Below are 18,282 nucleotides of genomic sequence, written 5' to 3' on the forward strand. Positions count from 1 at the left end.
TTCCCGTCCACCTCGTGGGCGGCAAATCGGCGTTCCGGCTCAGGGAACGCCGGTGCGCCAGGGAGCGAGGGCGACTTCCGTGGCAGTCCTGAGCGCCGCTTCGAGGACGGCGGGATCGCCGGGTTCCCCGGCCTCCTCCAGCAGGACCTCGAGGGCGCCGGTCACGCCGCCGATGAAGGCTCCGGTCAGCGCGCCGGCACTGACCCGGGTCAGCCGATCGGGGAAGGCCTCGGCCAGCCGCTCGGCGATCTCCCGCGCGGCCGCGAGCTGGACCTGCAGGGCCCGACCGCGGACGGCGGGGACGGTGTGGATCAGCCGCAGCCGGAGCCGGGCGAGCGGGCTGACGATCTCGTCGCTGGCCGCGGTCGCGGCGCCGAGCGCGGCCAGCAGGACGTCGACCGGGCCGTCGTCCGGGCCCCGCATGGCGATCGCGTCGACGGTCGCCTGGACCCGGGCGTCGGCCTCCGGAAACAGCAACTCCTCCTTGCTGGCGAAGTAGCTGAAGAACGTCCGGGCGCCGATCTCGGCCGCCTCGGCGATGTCGGCGACGGTGGTCTCCTGATAGCCGTTGCGCTCGAACAGCTCCGTCGCGGCGTCGACCAGGGCTTGCCGGGTCCGAGCCCGTTTGCGGTCGCGGAGGGACATGACGCGAGCCTATGGCAGCCGCTGCGGAAATGCATCGATATCAAAACTGCAGTCATTGCGAATCTGCAGTCAGTGCGGTTAACTGGATCGCATGACACCCTGCACCGTCCTGATCTCGGGCGCCGGCGTGGCCGGCTCGACCCTGGCCTACTGGCTGGCCCGGCGCGGATTCCGTCCCACGATCGTCGAGCGTTCGGCGGAGCTGCGGTCGAGCGGCAACCCGGTGGACGTACGCGGACCGGCCGTGCCCGTGGTCGAGGCGATGGGCGTGCTGCCGCGGCTGCGCGAGGTCGCGACCGTCGCGACCAGGATGCGACTGTTCGATGCTCGGGGCCGTCAGGTGGCCACGGTGCCGATGCCGGCGAGCCGCGGCGACGAGGTCGAGGTGCCGCGGGCCGACCTCGCGGCGGTGCTGTTCGGGGCGGCGCGGGACGAGACCGAGATCATCTTCGATGACACGATCACCGAATTGCAGCCGGACGAAGCCGGCGTCGACGTGAGCTTCGAGCGGGCGGCACCGCGGCGCTTCGACCTGGTGATCGGCGCGGACGGCCTGCACTCCGCCGTCCGGCGGATCGCCTTCGGCGCCGAGCACGAGTTCGTCCGGCCGACCGGGATGTACGTCGCCACGACAATGCTCGACGAACCCTCCGATCATCCGCGGGACGTCCTGATCTACAACGCGCCGGGCCGGCTGGCGGCGATCCATCCGGGCCGGGGCAAGTCGGGCGCGGCGTTCATCTTCCGTGCCACAGGTTTCGACGACCGGGACCCGGAGCGGCAGAAGGCGTTCGTCGCGGAGACCTATGCGGGTCTCGGCTGGCGGATCCCCGAGCTGCTCGGCCGGCTCGCGCGGGCCGACGACGTCTTCTTCGACGCGGTCAGCCTGGTCGACCTGCCGTCCTGGACCCGGGGCCGGATCTCGTTGCTCGGCGACGCCGCCACCTGCGTGTCGCTGCTCGGCGACGGGTCGAGCCTGGCGATCGCCGGGGCGTTCACGCTGGCCGGGGCGCTCGCCGAGGCCGCCGATCCGGCGACGGCGTTCGCCGGGTACGAGCGCACCCACCGACGGCTGGTCGGGTCGAAGCAGCGCGGTGTCGGGCGCTCCGCGGCGCTGTTGGTGCCGAAGACCCAGGTCGGCCTCACCGTCCGCAACCTCGCCGCCCGCCTGGTCCCCGGTGGAGCTCGATGATCGTGGTCGATTTGACCGCAGGACGCGGCTCAACTGACCACAATGACTGCGACTACCCGCGGACGGCGGTGATCTCGGCCTCGGACAGGCCGGCCTCGCGGAGCACTGCGGCGGTGTCGGCCCCGAGCCTGGGCGGCAGGGCAGGGGCAACAGCGGAGTCGGCCAGCCGGACCGGGCTCCGCGGGAAGCGGTAGCTGCCGGTCGCGTCGGTCAGCTCGACGAAGAACCCGACCTCGGCCAGGTGCGGATCGTGCTCCAGGTCTTCCAGCCGGTTCACCGGAGCGGCGGGCAGGTCGAGCCGCCGGCACAGCTCCAGCCAGTGTTCGGTCGTGTCGGTGGCGAGGATCCCGGCGATCAGGCCGTACAACTCGTCGACGTGCCGGGTCCGGGCGCCGAGGTCGGCCAGTCGCGGATCGGCGGCCAGCTCCGGATGGCCGGTCTCGACGAAGAAGGACGACCAGTGCCGATCGCTGTACGGCATCAGGCAGACGTGTCCGTCCAGCGTCGGGTACGGCCGCCGCCAGGGCGACAGGATCCGGGTGTAGCCGGCGGCCCGACCATGATCATTCTCATCCTGATCAGCGAAGTGCCGGGCATGGAAGTGTTCGGTGAGCAGGAACGAGGTCATCGCCTCGAACATCGGCACCTCGACCAGCTGCCCGCTGCCGGTCCGTTCCCGTTGGAACAGTGCTGCCAGGATCGCGTGCGCCGCGGTCAGCCCGCCGATCTTGTCGGCGATGATCGTCGGCAGATAGCGGGCCTCGCCGGTCTGGCGCCGCATCAGGTCGGCCGCGCCGGACAGGCCCTGCACGATGTCGTCGTACGCGGGCCGTTCCCGATAGGGTCCGCCGGCGCCGAAGCCGGCCAGTTCGGCGAAGATCAACCGCGGGTTGCGGGCCAGCACGGACTCGGGTTCGAGTCCGAGCGCCGCCATCTTGTGCGGCCGCATGCTGTGCATGATCACGTCCGCCCCGTCGGCCAGCCGCAGCAGCGCCTCCCGAGCCGCGTCGCGCTTCAGGTCGAGCACGACGCTGCGCTTGTTGCGATTGGACCCGAGGAACAGGGCCGCGTATCGCTCCTCGGCACCCGGCCCGGCCTCCCGGACCGGGTCACCGGCCGGTGATTCGATCTTGATCACCTCGGCGCCGTAGTCGGCCAGGATCAGCGACGCGTACGGGCCGAAGACGACCGTGGTCAGGTCGAGCACACGAATGCCCTCTAATGCGGTGCCCACGCGATCAGTCTTGCGCATCGCCACGAGTCCGCCGGTCGGTGGGGAGATTTCGGGTTGCCCTGACGACGTCGGCCCCGAGCCGGCTTGTCAGACTTGGAGTCGACGGTTACGGCTCGACACCCGATCCAGTGAGGCCATCATGAAGATCACCGGCTACCGGACGCTGACCACGACGCAGGCCTGGGGGCGGTCGATCGGCGATGCCAACGGCTTCATCGACGACGCGGTCACCGCGGTGCCGATCGTGATCGTCGAGACCGACGAGGGCATCGACGGGGTCGCGATCGGCTCCCACGCCGACCTCGATCGGGTGTTCCCGGCGATCCTGGGCCAGGATCCGCGATCTGTGTCGGCGTTGTACGACCGGATGCTGGCCCAGGTGTTCAAGGCCGGCCACGCCGGGCCGGCCTACGGCGGGATCGCCACCTTCGACGCGGCCCTGTGGGACCTCAAGGCCAAGGCCGCCGGCGAGCCGCTGTGGCGGCTGCTCGGGGCCCGGGACCGGTTCGTCCCCGGCTACGCCTCGGGCCTCGACATCGCCTTGGACGATGATCAACTGCACGCGTTCTACGCCGGCTTCGCCGAGCGCGGATTCGTCTCGGGCAAGCTCAAGGGTGGCCTCGATCTCGATGCCGATCTGCGCCGGCTCGGCGTGATCACCGACGCGCTCTCCGTTGGCTCCACTCGGCCGGGTCTGATGATCGACGCCAACGAATCCTGGCAACTCAAGCAGGCCGTACGCTATCTCGCGGCGCTGGAAGAACAGCACGACCTGACCTGGGTCGAGGAACCGTTACGGCGTTGGGATGGCGCCGGTCATGCCCGCCTCTCGGCGGCGATCAGGGCGGCCGTCGCCACCGGTGAGAACCTGACCGGCCTTGATCAGTTCCGTAGCCTGTTCGATGCCGGTGCGCCCGACATCGTGCAGACCGGCGCGGTGTGGGGGATCAGTCACTTCCTTCGGCTCGCCCACGCCGCGGCTTTCCATGATCTTCCGATCAGCATCGTCGGCCATGGTTCGAATCCGGCCGTCGCCGCGGCGGCGGCCGCCGTGCCCAATCACCTCACGACCGAGGTGCAGCACCTGCACCATGGCCGGGGGATCCAGGTCGACCAGGTGATCGCCGACGGCGGCATCGTGCTCGGTGATCAGCCGGGCTCGGGGATCAGCGTCGACGAAGCCGCCCTCGTCGAGCCGGCCGCGGAATCGGGTTGGAGCGATCCCGAAGGCCCGCACGTCCGGCCGGTCCGGGCCGGGCTGCGGATGATCTTGGACGGCGTCGAACGGTGATCCTGAGCCTGTCGAAGGGGGCAGGCCAGGGTCATGCCGTCAGCGGTCGGCCTCGGACGCCAGGTCGATGATCACCTTGAGGCGGTCGGGGGCGGCGCCGGCGCACAGGGTGTAGGCGTCGTTGACGGCGTCCGGGCCGAGGACGTGGGTGATCATGGGCGGCAGCAGGTCGCGATGTTCGGCGAGGTAGGCGGCGGCCTTGATCAGGGCGCCGTTCCAGTCCTGGGTGATGCCGAGATAGAGGGTGATCGCGCGGTCGAAGGCCTCGCGGAAGGGCAACGTGTATTCGAGATCGTCGGGCACGCCGAAGGCATACAGGTGACCGCGCAGGGCGGTGCCTCGGATCGCCTGCGGGATGGTCTCGGTCTGATGCCCGACCGCTTCAATGACGATCTCGGCCGGCTCGCCGGCCCTGTCGACCCAATCGGCGACGCTGCCGATGAACAGTTCGTCGACGCCGAAGGTCGAGGCGACGGCGGAACGGTCGACCGGATCGATCCCGGTGACCCGGGCGCCGCGCTGATGCAGGACGTGGGTGAACAGGAGTCCGATCGGGCCGAGGCCGATCACCGCAGCCGACCGGCCCCGGACGTCCGGCAGCCGGTCGAGCGCGTACAGGACGGTCGCCAGCGGTTGCACCACCACGGCCTCGCGCAGCGAGAGTCCGTCCGGCACCGGCACCACGGTGTCGGCCGGCACCCGGACCAGCTCGGCCAGGCCGCGTTGCCCCGGCATGCAGCCGCAGACGGCGTCACCTGGCTGGAAACGCGGATCTTCGCTCCGCATCACGGTCCCGGCGATCTCGTGCAGCGGGAAGCCCGGCCCCACCTCGTCCCGCGGCGATGATCGTTGCGCGGTCAGAAACTTCGGCAGATCGCTGCCGCAGATCCCGCCCGCCTCGACCCGGATCAGGACCTCGCCGGGGCCGGGATCGGTCTCCACCGGGACGTCTCGCCGGACCAGATGACCGGGTCGCTCGAGTTGGTAGGCCCACATCTGGCGCTGGCTGGTGATCGTCATCGGGGGACGGGATCTCCTATGACTATGAGGGTTCGTCCGGTTTCGCAGACCGCTCGCTGGTAGCAGGCGATCAAGACGCCGTCACGGTGGGCACGGATCGGTTCGAACCTGGCCGGGTGATGATCGACATCGTACAGGCGGCCCAGCAGGTCACCGGAGCGGACGTCGTTGCCCAGCGGAACGACCGGCTCCCAGATCCCGGAGCACGGTGCCGGCACGTAGTCGCTCAGGTCGTCGGCTCGCACGATCCGGCCAGTCCCGGGTTGCCGGCCGAGGATCGACTCCGGCTGCCCGGGCAGCAGGCCCTGGTGCCGCAGCACGTTGATCACGCCCTGGTAGACGTGCGCGACACCGGTCGGGCTGACCGTCTCGCCGCCGCCGAACTCGCCGCCGATGGCGAGCTTGCCCTGATCCTCGGCATAGTCGGTGAGCAGGCCGGTCGCCAGCTGCCGGGAATAGACGAAGACATACGGGGTCGCGAACAGCGAGGCCAGCTCCAGGGCTCGGTCGAAGCGGGCTTGATCCGGCAGCGGATGCAGCGAGGTGCACAGCGCGTAGGCGCACTCCCGGCCGCCGGCGTGCAGGTCGAGGATCACCTCGGCCTGCGGGATGATCATGGTGGAGACGAAGTGAGCGATCCGGTACGAGAGCGTGCCGTGCGGGTCGCCGGGAAAGGCCCGGTTCATGTTGACGCCGTCCTCGACCGCGGCCCGGGTGCCGTGCCGGCAGGCATCCTCGCTCAGCCGCGGCATGATGATCACCCGGCCGCCCAGCTCGTCGGGATCGAGGTCGGTGCAGAGTCGGGTCAGGGCCACCTGGCTCTCGTACTCGTTGCCGTGGGTGCCGCCGAAGACCGCCACCGTCGGGGCGTTGCCGGGGACGGGGCGGCTCGGGTTGATCACGGTCAGCGGCACCAGCGAGGATCCCCAGCTGCCGTCCAGCCCGAAGGACAGTCGGACGTGGGTCGAACCCGGTCGGTCCCAGTCAAGGGTGTCTGGCTGGATGATCATTCCGGTCCCGCCACGAATCGCCGTAACACCGTGTTGGTCAGCCTGGTCAGGGGTTCGTCGACCAGCAGGCTGGGAATGTAGGTCATCGAGCCGGCCGAGAAGACCGCGCCGCCGCTCGGAAGTTCGCGCATGATCAGATCGGCGCCGCCGTCGTCGGGATTGGTTCCTTGGGCCAGCAGTTCGACGTCGGCCGGGGCGCTCGCGGTGATCTTGTCCGTCTCGTGGCCGGAGGCGCCGCCGGGGATCCGTTCGCTCAGGCTGGTCCGGCCGATCAGATCACCCCGGCGGAGGCCGGAGCCGGCGAACGCCCAATGATCGGGATCGATCACCCGGTAGGGGGCTCCGGTGCCTTCGCCGGCGTGGGTGAAGGTGACGCCGAGCAGTTCGGCCTGCGGCCGGTGGCTCTGGTGGAACCGGCTCTCCAGGTGAGCCTGCTCGGGATCGTCCCGATCCGGCTGCTGGGTCAGGTAGGTCGCGGCGCTGCCGGCCTCGTCGAAGACGACCTCGCAGTCGATCCCGTTGCCGCCGAGGTAGGCGAGCCGGCCGCCCCGCTCGACCCAGGCTTTGGTCCTGTCGTACATCTCGCGGGACCAGTACTCCGGATGGCATTCCAAGATCAACACCCGGTAGCGATCAAGGTCGAGGACGCCGGAGTGCAGTTGGTGGTCGGCGTACACGTCGTGCGGCCAACCCTCCCGCTCCAGCCAGCCGAGCAGCCGCCAGAACCCCGGCGCGAGAGTGCCGGAGATCCGGCCGGCCAGCGGATCGGTGACCTCTTCGTCCGGACCGACTGCGCACTCCAGATCGGGCCGGTCGAAGGAGAGCGGGGGATAGCTGTCGTTCGGCGCGGTCTGGCTGATCTTGTTGCCGATCACATAACGGGCCAGGTCCTGCCGGGCACTGACCACCGGCGCTGCCGGCAGTCCGGCCTCGTTGATGTAGTTGCTTCGGCCGCCGAACCGGTTGTAGGCGTTCCAGTTGTTGGTGCCGGCCAGCACGGCGATGTCGGCCGCGGGCCGAGCCGGTGCCACGATCCAGGGGAACGAGGAGTGCCGGCCGGACGGTGTCTCGACCCGGAGGTAGTAGAGGCCGGACCGGTCGGGAGCGGTCAGCCGGCGGACGTGGCCGGGGCTGGTGAACCCGGTGCCGTTGAACCCGGCACCGGCGCCGGCAAGATCATGATCGGGCAGCACCTGCCGCATCGCCCGCGGTCCGTGCTCGTCGAACCAGCCGAGCAGCTCGATCGGTTCCCGGCGATAGCCGTACCGCCACAAGGTCGCACGATAGGGCTCGGGGGAGTGGATTCGCAGTTCCGCGGTGTCGCCGGCGGCGGACCACTTCGGCCAGACGTAGCCGTACAGGGTGTCCGACAGCATCCTGATCATGGTCGGCTGCCCGGTGATCACCCGGCTCCGCTTCGGCCCGTAGCCGTCGCGGGCCAGGATCAGCCGGTACGCGCCGGGCTCGAGCTCGGCGTGGATCGCGCCGGACGCGGTCGATCGGGTCGTGCCGAGATGGTTGCCGGTGTCGTCGGTGATCTCCACGGCAACGTCGTGCAGCGCTTGATAGAGCTCATCGCTCACGTGACCGAGCAGCACGGTTCTGTTCCTCCGCTGGTTGTTGATCAAGGTCTTCCGGCGGCTGCAGCACGCCGGGGAAGTGGCAGGCGACCTGGTGGCCGTCGGGCTGGGCGACGAGCGGCGGATCCTCGCTGGCACAGAGATCCTGGGCCGCCGGGCAGCGGGTCCGGAACCGGCAGCCGGACGGCGGCGAGATCGGGCTCGGCACGTCGCCGGTGAGGATGATCCGATCCCGGCGCTGCCCGGCCTTCGGGCTCGGGATGGCCGACATCAGCGCCACCGTGTACGGGTGCAGCGGCCCGGCGAAGAGCTGCTCGGAGGTGGCGAGCTCGACCACCCGGCCGAGGTACATCACCGCGATCCGATCGCTGATGTAGCCGACCACCGCCAGGTTGTGCGCGACGAAGACGTAGGTGAGGCCGAACTCGGTGCGCAGATCCACCAGCAGGTTGAGCACCTGGGACTGGATCGAAACGTCCAGGGCCGAGACCGGCTCGTCGGCGATCACCAGCCGCGGCTTCAGCACCAGGGCGCGGGCGATCCCGATCCGCTGCCGTTGCCCGCCGGAGAACTCGTGCGGGTAGCGGTTGATCGCGTCCGCGGTCAGGCCGACCCGCTCCAGCACCTCCAGGATCGCTTGTCGCCGCTCCGACCGCGGAACGATCTTGTGCACCGCGAGCCCCTCGGCGATGATCTCGCCGACCTTGAGCCGCGGATTGAGCGAGCCGACCGGATCCTGGAAGATCATCTGCAGGTCGCGCCGGAGTCGTTTCAGGCGACCGCCGCCGAGCCCGGCCAGCTCGACCCCGTCGAACGTGACGCTGCCCTCGGTCGGCTCGACCAGCCGGAGCATGGTGCGGGCCAGCGTCGACTTGCCGCAGCCCGATTCGCCGACCAGGCCGAGCGTCTCGCCCGGAGCGATCTCCAGATCGACACCGTCGACCGCCCGGACGAACTGGCCGCGCTGGCCGGACAGGGTGCCGCCGGCCGGGAAGTACGTCTTCAGGCCGCTGGTGGTCAGGATCGGTTCGGTCATGGCGATCCCACCCGTTCCGCGTACCGCTCGTCGTGCAGCCAGCAGGCGACGCGCTGATCATCGACCGGCTCGAGCGGGGGATAGCTCGCCCGGCACGGCTCGAAGGCGAAGTCGCAGCGATCGGCGAACCGGCAGCCGGTCGGCCACCGGCGCGGGCTGGGCACGGTGCCGGGGATCACCTTCAGCCGTTGATCGGAACGCATGCCGACCACGGGGATCGACGTCAACAACGCCTTGGTGTACGGATGCTTCGGCCGCTCGAACGTGTCGGCGACGCTGCCGTACTCGACGATCCGGCCGGCATACATCACCGCCACGTCGTCGGCCATCTCGGCGACCACCCCGAGATCATGGGTGATCAACAGGATCGCCATGCCGAGCCGCTCCTTCAGCTCCCGCATCAGGTCGAGGATCTGTGCCTGGATCGTCACGTCCAGCGCGGTCGTCGGCTCGTCGGCGATCAACAGCCGCGGATCGCAGCTCAGCGCCATCGCGATCATCACCCGCTGCCGCAGCCCGCCGGACAGCTGGTGCGGGAAGCTCATCGCCCGCCGGCCCGGATCGGGGACGCCGACCAGGGTCAGCATCTCGATCGCCCGTTCCATCGCCTGCGGCTTGGACACCTTGCGGTGCAGCAGCACGGCCTCGGCGATCTGGGCGCCGACCCGATGCGACGGGTTGAGCGACGACATCGGCTCCTGGAAGATCATCGAGATCTCGTTGCCGCGGAGCTGCCGCAGCACGGACTCCGACCGGGTGGTCAGCTCGTCGCCGCGATAGCGGACAGAACTGCCGTCGGCGAGGTGGCCGGGGTGGTCGACCAGGCCCATGATCGACAACGCGGTCTGGCTCTTGCCCGAGCCCGACTCGCCGACCAGACAGAGGGTGCGGCCCGACTCGATGATCAGGTCGATGCCGTCGACCACCCGTCGGATGCCGCTGCGCAGCCGGAACTCGGTGGTCAGGCCGCGCACTTCGAGCAGCGGCTCGGTCACGGTGCCTCCTCTCCGGGCTGCTCGGCGTCGCTGGCCCACCAGTAGCGGTAGGAGTCCACGGCGAAGCCCTGTTCGGGATAGAAGCGGTGGGCCGCCGCGCGCTCGGGGGCCAGGCCGCAGGTGAGCTCGATCCCGGTGCACCCGAGCCGCCGGGCGAGCTGCTTGGCCGAGATGATCAAGGCCTGTGCCGCTCCCTCCCGACGGCGCTCGGCGTCACAGATCAGGGCACTGATCCGCAGCATCGGCGCGGCGTGGCCGAACGGCAGGTCGGCCTTGGCCGCGACCAGCCCGGTCACGACGCCGTCGGGGCCGACGGCGACCAGGACCCGCTCCTCGCCCCGGCCCAGCCGGCGCCCGGCCTCGGCCGCATCGACCCCCGGCGCGCCGAGCTGGGTGAGCAGCTCCGCGACCCTCGCGGCGTCGGTCGCGACGGCATCGCGGATCATGATCGTTCCGGAGTCAGTTGGCATCGCGCATCCTCGGGTCGAGGACGTCGCGCAGGCCGTCGCCGAGGAAGTTCAGGCCGAGCACGACGATCATGATCGCCAGGCCGGGGAAGACGGCCAGCCAGGGCGCGATCTGCATGTAGGCCATCGAATCCTTGAGCATGCTGCCCCAGGACGGCTCCGGCGGCTGGGTGCCGAGGCCGAGGAAGCTCAGCGCGGCCTCGGTCAGGATGGCCGATGAGAGATAGATCGTGCACAGCACGATCACCGGGCCGAGCACGTTGCGCAGCACGTGCCGGGTCATGATCCCGAGGTGGGACACCCCGAGCGCCCGCGCCGCCTCGACGAACGGCAGCGCCATCACCGACAGTGACGAGCCGCGGATCACCCGGGCGAACGCCGGCACGTAGACGATGCCGATCGCGATCATGGCGTTGGTCCGGCTCGGCCCGAGCAGGCCGGCGATCAAGATCGCCAGCACCAGGCCCGGCACCGCGAACATGATGTCCGTGAGTCGCATCAGGATCAGGTCGAGCATGCCACCGAAGTACGCCGACGAGATGCCGATGATCAAGCCGCCGACCAGCGCGATCGCGACCGACACGGCCCCGACCTGGAGCGACACCTGGGAGCCGTGGATCACCCGGGACAGCACGTCGCGGCCGAGCTGGTCGGTGCCCATCGGCGTGCCGCCGCCCGGTGCCAGCAGCCGGCCGAGGTCCTGGGCCGAATACTCGACCCGCCACAGCAGCGGGCCGAGGACGGCGCAGAGCACGGTGAGCAGCAGGATCACCGCGCCGACCATCCCGAGCGGGTTGCGGCGCAGCTCGTCCAGCCGGGCGATCCATTGTGGAGCCGTGATCGTCGCCGGGGCGGGGGCGCCCGCGTCGATCGGATCGGTTGAGGTCGTCATCGTCGCTCGATTCGTGGGTCGAGGAATCCGTACACCAGGTCGACCACCAGGTTGATCACCACGAACACGGTCGCCAGGAAGACGGCGGTGACCTGGACCACCGGATAGTCCCGGTTGTAAGTGGCCTGGACCAGGGTGTTGCCGACTCCGGGCAGGCCGAAGATCACCTCGATCACCGTGGCGCCGCCCATCAGGTTGCCGACCTGCGCGCCGACCAGGGTGATCACCGGGATCAGGGCGTTGCGAACGGCGTGCCGGGTGATCACCCGGTGCAGCGGCGCACCCTTCGCTCGGGCAGTGCGGACGTAGTCCTCGCGGAGCACGTCCAGCACACTGGTGCGGGTCATCCGCATCACCGCCGCCAGCAGATAGAGCGACACCGCGAACGAGGGGATCGCCAGCTGTGCCAGGTTTCCGAGCGGGTCGGTCCAGATCGGGATCCAGGTCACCGACGGCACCCAGAAGAAGAAGGTCGAGGTGATCAACAGGGCGATCAGGGCGATCCAGAAGTTGGGCATGGACAGCCCGATCAGGCCGCCGAGCCGGGTGATCAGGTCGAGCACCGAGTTGCGGCGGACCGCCGAGATCACCCCGAGTGGCACGCCGACGACGACCGCGAACACGGTGGCCAGCAGGGTGATCTCCAGCGTGATCGGCAGCGCCCGGAGCAGCGTGTCGCTGACCGGCTGACCGCTCAGGAAGGACTGGCCGAGATCGCCGGTGAAGAAGCCGGAGACGAAATTCCAGTACTGCAGGGGGAGCGGGTCGGCCAGCCCGAGCTCGGTCAGCATGGCCTGCTGCCGCTCGGCACTGGCCCCGGCGTCGCCGCCGGTGAGCGTGTTGGACACGTCACCGGGCAGCAGCCGGACCAGCGCGAAGATCAACACCGACATCCCGATCAGCGTCGGGACCACCTGGAGCAGTCGACGCGCCAGGTAGCGGGTCATGGGTCACGCACCCTCACACCCGTCACTCGCTCACCCAGGCCTCGGGCAACCCGCGAAAGGAGTCCTCGACCGCGACGTACATGCCCTGGACCCGGGTCCGTTGGGCCTGGAACCGTTGGATCGCGACGATCGGCAGGGTCGGCCACTCGGTCAGCACGATCTCCTGCATCCGGGTGTAGATCTTGCGGCGCTCGGCCTCGTCGGTCTCGGCGATGCCCTGATTGATCAGTTGGGTCAGCTCGTCGTTGACGTAGCCGCCGGCGAACCAGGCCTTGTAGTTGGAGCCGGCCGGGTCGAAGTCGCTGAAGTAGCCACTGGGGTCGCCGCGCATGCCGCGCCCGGTCGACTGCCACTGGAAGTTGCCCTCGGCGTTGTTCTTGGCGAAGGTGCCGATCTCCAGCGGTTGCACCGTCACCTCGATGTTGATCTCGGCCAGCTGCTCCTTCATCATCTGGGCGACCTGGACGTAGTCGTCCGGCGTCGAGAGAGCTTCCAGGGTGACCTTGAAGCCGGCCTCGAGACCGGCCTCGCGCATCAGCGTCTTGGCCTGCTCCAGGTCGTGCTTCTCGTACTTCTCGGCCAGCTCGTCCTGCGAGATCGGCCAGTCGCCGTAGCTCGGTGGGATCTTGGAGGTCAGCTGAGCCTCACCGGCGTAGATGTTGGTGATCATCTTCTGCCGGTCGATGGCCAGGTTGATCGCTTGCCGGACGCGGACGTCGGCCCATGGCTCGCCCTTGCCCCGATTGGTGAACTGCACCTCGCGGAAGGCGGCGTTGAGCCGCTTCTGGACGACGACGTTGGGGTTGTTGGCCAGCGTCCGGGCGATGTCGGCGTTGAGGTTGCAGCCGTCGATCTGGCCGGAGATCAGGTTGGCCAGCCGGGCCTGGATGTCCGGCAGGATCTTCAGCGTGATCGCATCGAGGTAGGGCCGGCCCTCCTGCCAGTAGTCCTGGTGCCGGGTCAGCGCGACATGATCATTGGGCACGTACTGGTCGAGCTTGAACGGGCCGGTGCCGTTGGCCGCGTTGCGGGGATCGAGGTCGTCGTACAGACCCTTGCGGGCGATGAAGGAATACGTGAGCCAGGCGCAGTAGCCGAGCACCGTCCCGTCCGGCTGGCTCATGTTGAGCTTGATCGTGTGCGGGTCGACGATCTCGACCTCGGCGATCTTGGGGAAGAAGGACGTGACGGTGCCGGGTGGCGGCGGCTCCTTCTGCAGGTCGAAGGAGTACTTCACGTCCTCAGCGGTGAAATCGTCGCCGTTGTGGAACTTGACTCCCTGGCGCAACTTGAAGATGTACGTCTTCTCGTCCGGCACCTCCCAGTCTTCGGCCAGGGCGGGCAGCACGTTGAGATCCTTGTCCCAGGTGACCAGCGATTCGTAGATCAAATCCTTGACCTGGACCCCGGACTGGTTCGGTGTGCCGAACGGCGCGAGCGAGGCGGGATCGGCCTCGAGCGCCCAGGTGAGTGAGCCGCCCTGTCGCGGCGGACCGGTAACCGGCGGTTTCGCGGCCGGTCCCTGGTTCGGTGCGCAGGCGGACATGAACAGGGCGAACGCGGAGAGTCCGGCTCCGCCGAGAAGGGCGCGACGGCTGAGGTCGCTGGATGCGGGTAGGTCCATGATCGATTCCTGATGGCGCGAGGTCCGGCTGCGGTGACTGCGATGGCACTGCCTGAGAACAACGTTCCCGTATTTTGAATATATCTTCGACACCCTGGGTGAAGACCGATGTTAATCCCGCGTCCGCCGGATCCGCAAGGGTTTCGCCGATCGCTGTCTCACGACTGTTACCTGGAGACAACGACGCGTGCCCGGCCATCAGGCCGGGCACGCGCGTTGTTGATCTTCGATCGGGTCAGGGTCCAGGGTCAGCCGCTGTAGCCGCCGGAGTCTCCGGACTCGGAGTCGCCGCCGCTGTAGCCTCCGGAGTCTCCGCCACCGTAGCTACCGCCGGCATCTCCGCCGCCGGAGTCGTCGCCACCGCCGTAGCCGCCACCTGAGTCTCCGCCGCCGGCATCTCCGCCGCTGGAGTCCTCGCCGCCGCCGTAGCCGCCGCCCGAGTCTCCGCCGCCGGAGTCGCCGGAATCTCCGCCTCCGCCGTAGCCGCCGGAATCGCCCCCGCCTGAGTCTCCGCCGCCGGAGTCGCCGGAATCTCCGCCTCCGCCGTAGCCGCCGGAATCGCCCCCGCCTGAGTCTCCGCCGCCGGAGTCGCCGGAATCTCCGCCTCCGCCGTAGCCGCCGGAATCGCCCCCGCCTGAGTCTCCGCCGCCGGAGTCGCCGGAATCTCCGCCTCCGCCGTAGCCGCCGGAATCGCCCCCGCCCGAGTCTCCGCCGCCGTAGTTGTCGGAGTCGCCGCCGCCCGAGTCCCCTCCGCCGGAGAAGTCCTCGGATGCACCGCCGGATTGACTGTCACCGGACCCGTATTGTTCGTCTCTTTCTTCGCCCCCGCCGAAGCTCTCCTCGCTCATGCATCCTCCGTTCGTCCTAGCCATCAACTGGCCGGTCGTCACGAGCCGGATGGCGTCGCCCTATTACAGTTATCGCGAATTCGAATTTCTGGCTAGGGGTTCCGGATGAATTTGTGAGAATTTCGTCCTCAGGTGATGCGCTGTCGCCGTTAATTCATGATCATCAATGGTGGAGTTGATCATGAACCGCAGTGGAGAGGATCTCGACGTGACCACGGTGACCAGGACCCGGTGCATCCGGACCAGGCGGGACGGAAGTTGGACGATCGTCATGGTCGAGACCGACCAGCCCGGGTTGTACGGCCTCGGATCGGCCAGTGATCGCTACAACCCGGCAGCCGTGGTGCAGGTGATCGACCAGCTCTACGGCCCGATGGTGCAAGGTCGGGAGGTAGGTGACATCGAGGACATCTGGCAGTCCCTCTACACGGCCGGCTACTGGCGGAACGGGGCGGTGACCAACACGGCACTGGCCGCGATCGACGTCGCCCTGTGGGACATCAAGGGCAAGGAGGCAGGCCTTCCGGTCCACCAGCTCCTCGGTGGCAAGGCCCGGTCGGCGGTGCCCTGTTACGCCCACGCGTCGGGCGGATCCATCGACGAGTTGATCGACGACGTCGAGCGCTATGTCGCCGACGGTTGGCCGGTGATTCGCTGCCAGGTCGGGCCATACGGCGGTGGAGGTTTCCTCGAAGGTTCGGCGGCACGGCTGCCGCGAAACCCGTGGGACAGCCGGCCCTTCGACGAGGAGGCGTACCTCTCGTCGACGCCGGCGATGTTCGAGGCGCTGCGGGAGCGGTTCGGGCCGGAGCTCAAGCTCACCCACGACGTGCACTCGCATCTGTCGCCGCAGAACGCGGTGCAGTTGGCCCGGCTGCTGGAGCCGTACCGGCTGTTCTTCGTCGAGGACATCCTGCCGCCGGAACAGATCGGTTGGTATCGCAATCTGCGGCAGGTGACCTCGACGCCGCAAGCCGTCGGGGAGCTGTTCGTCCATCCCCACGAGTGGCGATCGTTGATCAGTGAGCAGTTGATCGACTTCGTTCGGACCCGGATCTCGAAGATCGGCGGCATCACCGCCGCGATCAAGATCGCGCACCTGGCCGAGGCGTTCGGTGTTCGCACGGCGTGGCAGGAGGGCGGCGACAACGACCCGGTGAATCTCGCCGCCGCCCTGCAGGTCGATCTGTCCTGTTGGAATTTCGGCATCCAGGAGGAGAACAATTTCCGGCCCGAGGAATTGGCGGCCTTTCCCGGGGCCCCGGTGATTGAAAACGGTTACTGGTATCCGACAAATTCGCCGGGACTCGGCATCGATATCGATGAAGTCAAGGCCGCCGCTCTGCTCGGTGATATCGATCTCGCCGGCTATCACGCACCGTACGGAACGGATCGCAAGGCCGACGGCACCGCCGTCCGCCCCTGACCCGTCTCCCGGCAACCGGTCCCGCAGTTGTCGCCGCCACCCGACCTCGTCGATCGGGCTCAGGTGATCAATGGGACTTGGTGGATCCGGGCCAGGATGCGGTTGTTGATCATGGGTGTCTGGTCCGGGTCGAGGTAGCGGGGTGGGATCCATTCCGGCAGACCATCATCGTTCAGTCGGACCTGCCAGCCGCAGTCGAGGAAGTGGCGGTGGTGGTAGGAACACAGCAGGGTCAGATTGCGCAGGTTGGTGAGACCGTTCTGGTGCCAGGGCAGGATGTGGTGACGTTCGCACCATTCGGGTGGGTGCTGGCAGCCGGGGAAGGAGCAGCCGCCGTCGCGGGCGATCAACGCCAGGGTCTGGTGCTTGTTCGCGACCCGGCGGGTGCGGCCGAAGTCGACCAGCTTGCCGTGGGTGGTGAGGACGACGGGATAGATCTCGGCTTCGCCGGCCAGCCGGAGCAGTTCGGGCACGGTGAGGTGGATGCCGTGGCTGGTGATGCCGTGTCTCGGTCGGGACCGTCGGACCCGCCCCGGCTGTCCGGGGTGCGTGTGTTCGTTCCCTGAGCTCGTCGAAGGGCAAGCCGGATGATCTTCGGTTCTCGATCTTTTCGAAGGGGCGGGATCATCGGGCCTGCCCTTCGACAGGCTCAGGGAACGAACAGGCGCCTCCTCCCGCACTCCCCGCTCTCCCTGCTCCTGCTCGCCCTGCTCGGCCTGCTCCTGCTCGCCCTGCTCCTGCTCGCCCTGCTCGGCCCGCTCCTGCTCGCCCTGCTCGGCCCGCTCCTGCTCGCCCTGCTCGGCCCGCTCCTGTCTTCCCGGCGCCCGCTCTTGCTCTAGGTCCCGAGCTGCCTGATCTGGCTGCAGGTCTTGCGACCGCGCCACCGGATCACGCTGCTGACCTTGCTTCCGCTCCTGATCTTGCGCACGGGTCTGGGTCTGGTTGGGGTCGTGATCACCGGCTCCAAACGGCGCGGTCTGCGACGGTTCGGGTTGGTGGCCGCAGGTCGGGCACGTGCCGCTGAACGGGGCCCCGAACCCGGCTGTGGCGTTGGTGGGTTTGAACAGGCCGGCTTCGGCGAGGTCGTTGAGTAGGTCGATCTGGTCGATGGTGACGATCACCGTTGCCGGGGTGCCGCCAGAGTCGGGCAGGCCACCGGCTCGCAGCAGGCGGGAGCAGAGGTCGTCGAACGCGTCGTGCATGCGTTGTCCGTGGCTGCGGGGGTCCTTGGCGACCTTGCCGCCGGCGGTGGTGTTGGCGGTGCGGCTGGTGGTGTCGGCGCGGAGGTCGGCCAGGGAGGAGAAGATCGCCTGGGCCTTCGCCCCGGTTTCCGGGGTCAACCGGAACTCCCCGACGACGGCTCCGGACGGGGTGACGTGCATCCGCCACGACCGCCGTTCGGCGTTGCGCTGCTCGTTCGGTTCCGGCCCGTCGGGGTCGTAGGTGTCGAGGTATTTCTGGCAGAGCTGTTTCAGTTCCTTCGGCCCGTACTGACGGCAGTGCTCGACGAGTTCGGTCTCGACTTGCCCGACCAGGTCGGGATCGATCCCGGCCTGGTCGAGTTGTTCGAGGGTGTCGCTGACCAGCGCGACCTGCTGGGCCGCGATCGCCCCGGCCACCATTGCGGCACCGACCTGATCCCGCAGTCGGGGCAGCGGCATCCCGGTCGGCGTTTCCCGCGGCCCGACCGCCTCGGCCGCCTTCACCCGCTGCCGGGCCTCGCCGGGGTTGATCAGACAGCGCCGTTCCAGGACTTTCGCCATGGATCGTTGGCATTCCCGTTCCGCGATCCCCCGGTCCCGACAGACCGCCAGGATCTCGGCGTCGACGGCCTGCCACTGCTTCCGCACCGTCTCGGCCCGATCCAGCAGCATCAGCAGCCCGGCCTGATCATGATGATCAAGCCCACCCTGCCGCAGCACGGTGATCAACTCGGCCACCGCGACCTCCACACTGCCGAGCGCATGCTCGACCGGCGTGGTGTCTGTGGTGGTCCCCGAGTCCATGATCACATCATATTCGAACACACAGACGAATACCAGAGAACCCCTTATTTTCATGGAAAATCCGCCCAG

Annotated in this window: 16 protein-coding genes; 3 read left to right on the forward strand and 13 right to left on the reverse strand. The window is 68.7% G+C overall.

Features of this window, described 5'->3' with window-relative positions:
• Positions 1–39: 39 nt before the first annotated feature.
• Positions 40–645, reverse strand: coding sequence for a TetR/AcrR family transcriptional regulator (locus tag FNH24_RS00805; RefSeq protein WP_152360227.1), 606 nt, complete (start codon positions 643–645; stop codon positions 40–42).
• 91 nt (positions 646–736) lie between these two features.
• Between FNH24_RS00805 and FNH24_RS00810 the strand changes: the two genes are divergently transcribed.
• Positions 737–1,837: an FAD-dependent monooxygenase gene (locus FNH24_RS00810; protein ID WP_152360228.1), complete on the forward strand. Its 1,101-nt coding sequence runs from the start codon at positions 737–739 to the stop codon at positions 1,835–1,837.
• Positions 1,838–1,889: 52 nt separating this feature from the next.
• On the opposite strand, the gene FNH24_RS00815 is transcribed toward FNH24_RS00810, so the two are convergent.
• A complete protein-coding gene (locus FNH24_RS00815) occupies positions 1,890–3,071 on the reverse strand; it encodes a CaiB/BaiF CoA transferase family protein (protein WP_217427982.1) in 1,182 nt (393 codons plus the stop codon).
• Between the two features lie 139 nt (positions 3,072–3,210).
• Here FNH24_RS00815 and FNH24_RS00820 point away from each other — a divergent pair, with 139 nt between their 5' ends.
• A complete protein-coding gene (locus FNH24_RS00820; RefSeq protein WP_152360230.1) occupies positions 3,211–4,362 on the forward strand; it encodes a mandelate racemase/muconate lactonizing enzyme family protein in 1,152 nt (383 codons plus the stop codon).
• Positions 4,363–4,401: 39 nt separating this feature from the next.
• On the opposite strand, the gene FNH24_RS00825 is transcribed toward FNH24_RS00820, so the two are convergent.
• The 10 genes from FNH24_RS00825 to FNH24_RS00870 form a co-directional block, all read right to left on the reverse strand.
• Positions 4,402–5,382: a zinc-dependent alcohol dehydrogenase gene (locus FNH24_RS00825; protein ID WP_152360231.1), complete on the reverse strand. Its 981-nt coding sequence runs from the start codon at positions 5,380–5,382 to the stop codon at positions 4,402–4,404.
• On the reverse strand, positions 5,379–6,392 hold the full coding sequence (locus FNH24_RS00830; RefSeq protein WP_152360232.1) for a M14 family metallopeptidase: 1,014 nt from the start codon (positions 6,390–6,392) through the stop codon (positions 5,379–5,381). The genes FNH24_RS00825 and FNH24_RS00830 overlap by 4 nt, the downstream gene beginning before the upstream one ends.
• On the reverse strand, positions 6,389–7,990 hold the full coding sequence (locus FNH24_RS00835; protein ID WP_152360233.1) for a carboxypeptidase-like regulatory domain-containing protein: 1,602 nt from the start codon (positions 7,988–7,990) through the stop codon (positions 6,389–6,391). The genes FNH24_RS00830 and FNH24_RS00835 overlap by 4 nt, the downstream gene beginning before the upstream one ends.
• Positions 7,965–9,008, reverse strand: coding sequence for an ABC transporter ATP-binding protein (locus FNH24_RS00840; RefSeq protein WP_152360234.1), 1,044 nt, complete (start codon positions 9,006–9,008; stop codon positions 7,965–7,967). Before FNH24_RS00840 ends, FNH24_RS00835 begins: the two co-directional genes overlap by 26 nt.
• Positions 9,005–10,003, reverse strand: coding sequence for an ABC transporter ATP-binding protein (locus tag FNH24_RS00845; protein ID WP_152360235.1), 999 nt, complete (start codon positions 10,001–10,003; stop codon positions 9,005–9,007). Before FNH24_RS00845 ends, FNH24_RS00840 begins: the two co-directional genes overlap by 4 nt.
• A complete protein-coding gene (locus FNH24_RS00850) occupies positions 10,000–10,473 on the reverse strand; it encodes a GNAT family N-acetyltransferase (RefSeq protein ID WP_152360236.1) in 474 nt (157 codons plus the stop codon). The genes FNH24_RS00845 and FNH24_RS00850 overlap by 4 nt, the downstream gene beginning before the upstream one ends.
• Positions 10,463–11,362 (reverse strand): ABC transporter permease, encoded by a 900-nt coding sequence (locus FNH24_RS00855; protein WP_152360237.1) that lies wholly within the window; start codon positions 11,360–11,362, stop codon positions 10,463–10,465. The genes FNH24_RS00850 and FNH24_RS00855 overlap by 11 nt, the downstream gene beginning before the upstream one ends.
• A complete protein-coding gene (locus tag FNH24_RS00860) occupies positions 11,359–12,309 on the reverse strand; it encodes an ABC transporter permease (protein WP_152360238.1) in 951 nt (316 codons plus the stop codon). Before FNH24_RS00860 ends, FNH24_RS00855 begins: the two co-directional genes overlap by 4 nt.
• A 22-nt stretch (positions 12,310–12,331) precedes the next feature.
• Positions 12,332–13,933: an ABC transporter substrate-binding protein gene (locus FNH24_RS00865; RefSeq protein ID WP_152360239.1), complete on the reverse strand. Its 1,602-nt coding sequence runs from the start codon at positions 13,931–13,933 to the stop codon at positions 12,332–12,334.
• A gap of 248 nt (positions 13,934–14,181) precedes the next feature.
• Positions 14,182–14,781 (reverse strand): hypothetical protein, encoded by a 600-nt coding sequence (locus FNH24_RS00870; protein WP_152360240.1) that lies wholly within the window; start codon positions 14,779–14,781, stop codon positions 14,182–14,184.
• A gap of 181 nt (positions 14,782–14,962) precedes the next feature.
• Between FNH24_RS00870 and FNH24_RS00875 the strand changes: the two genes are divergently transcribed.
• On the forward strand, positions 14,963–16,207 hold the full coding sequence (locus tag FNH24_RS00875) for an enolase C-terminal domain-like protein (RefSeq protein ID WP_152360241.1): 1,245 nt from the start codon (positions 14,963–14,965) through the stop codon (positions 16,205–16,207).
• 59 nt (positions 16,208–16,266) lie between these two features.
• On the opposite strand, the gene FNH24_RS00880 is transcribed toward FNH24_RS00875, so the two are convergent.
• On the reverse strand, positions 16,267–18,213 hold the full coding sequence (locus FNH24_RS00880; RefSeq protein WP_161605941.1) for an HNH endonuclease signature motif containing protein: 1,947 nt from the start codon (positions 18,211–18,213) through the stop codon (positions 16,267–16,269).
• Positions 18,214–18,282 lie beyond the last annotated feature (69 nt).

Source organism: Microlunatus speluncae (assembly GCF_009299835.1).
GTDB classification, from domain to species: Bacteria; Actinomycetota; Actinomycetes; order Propionibacteriales; family Propionibacteriaceae; genus Microlunatus; species Microlunatus speluncae.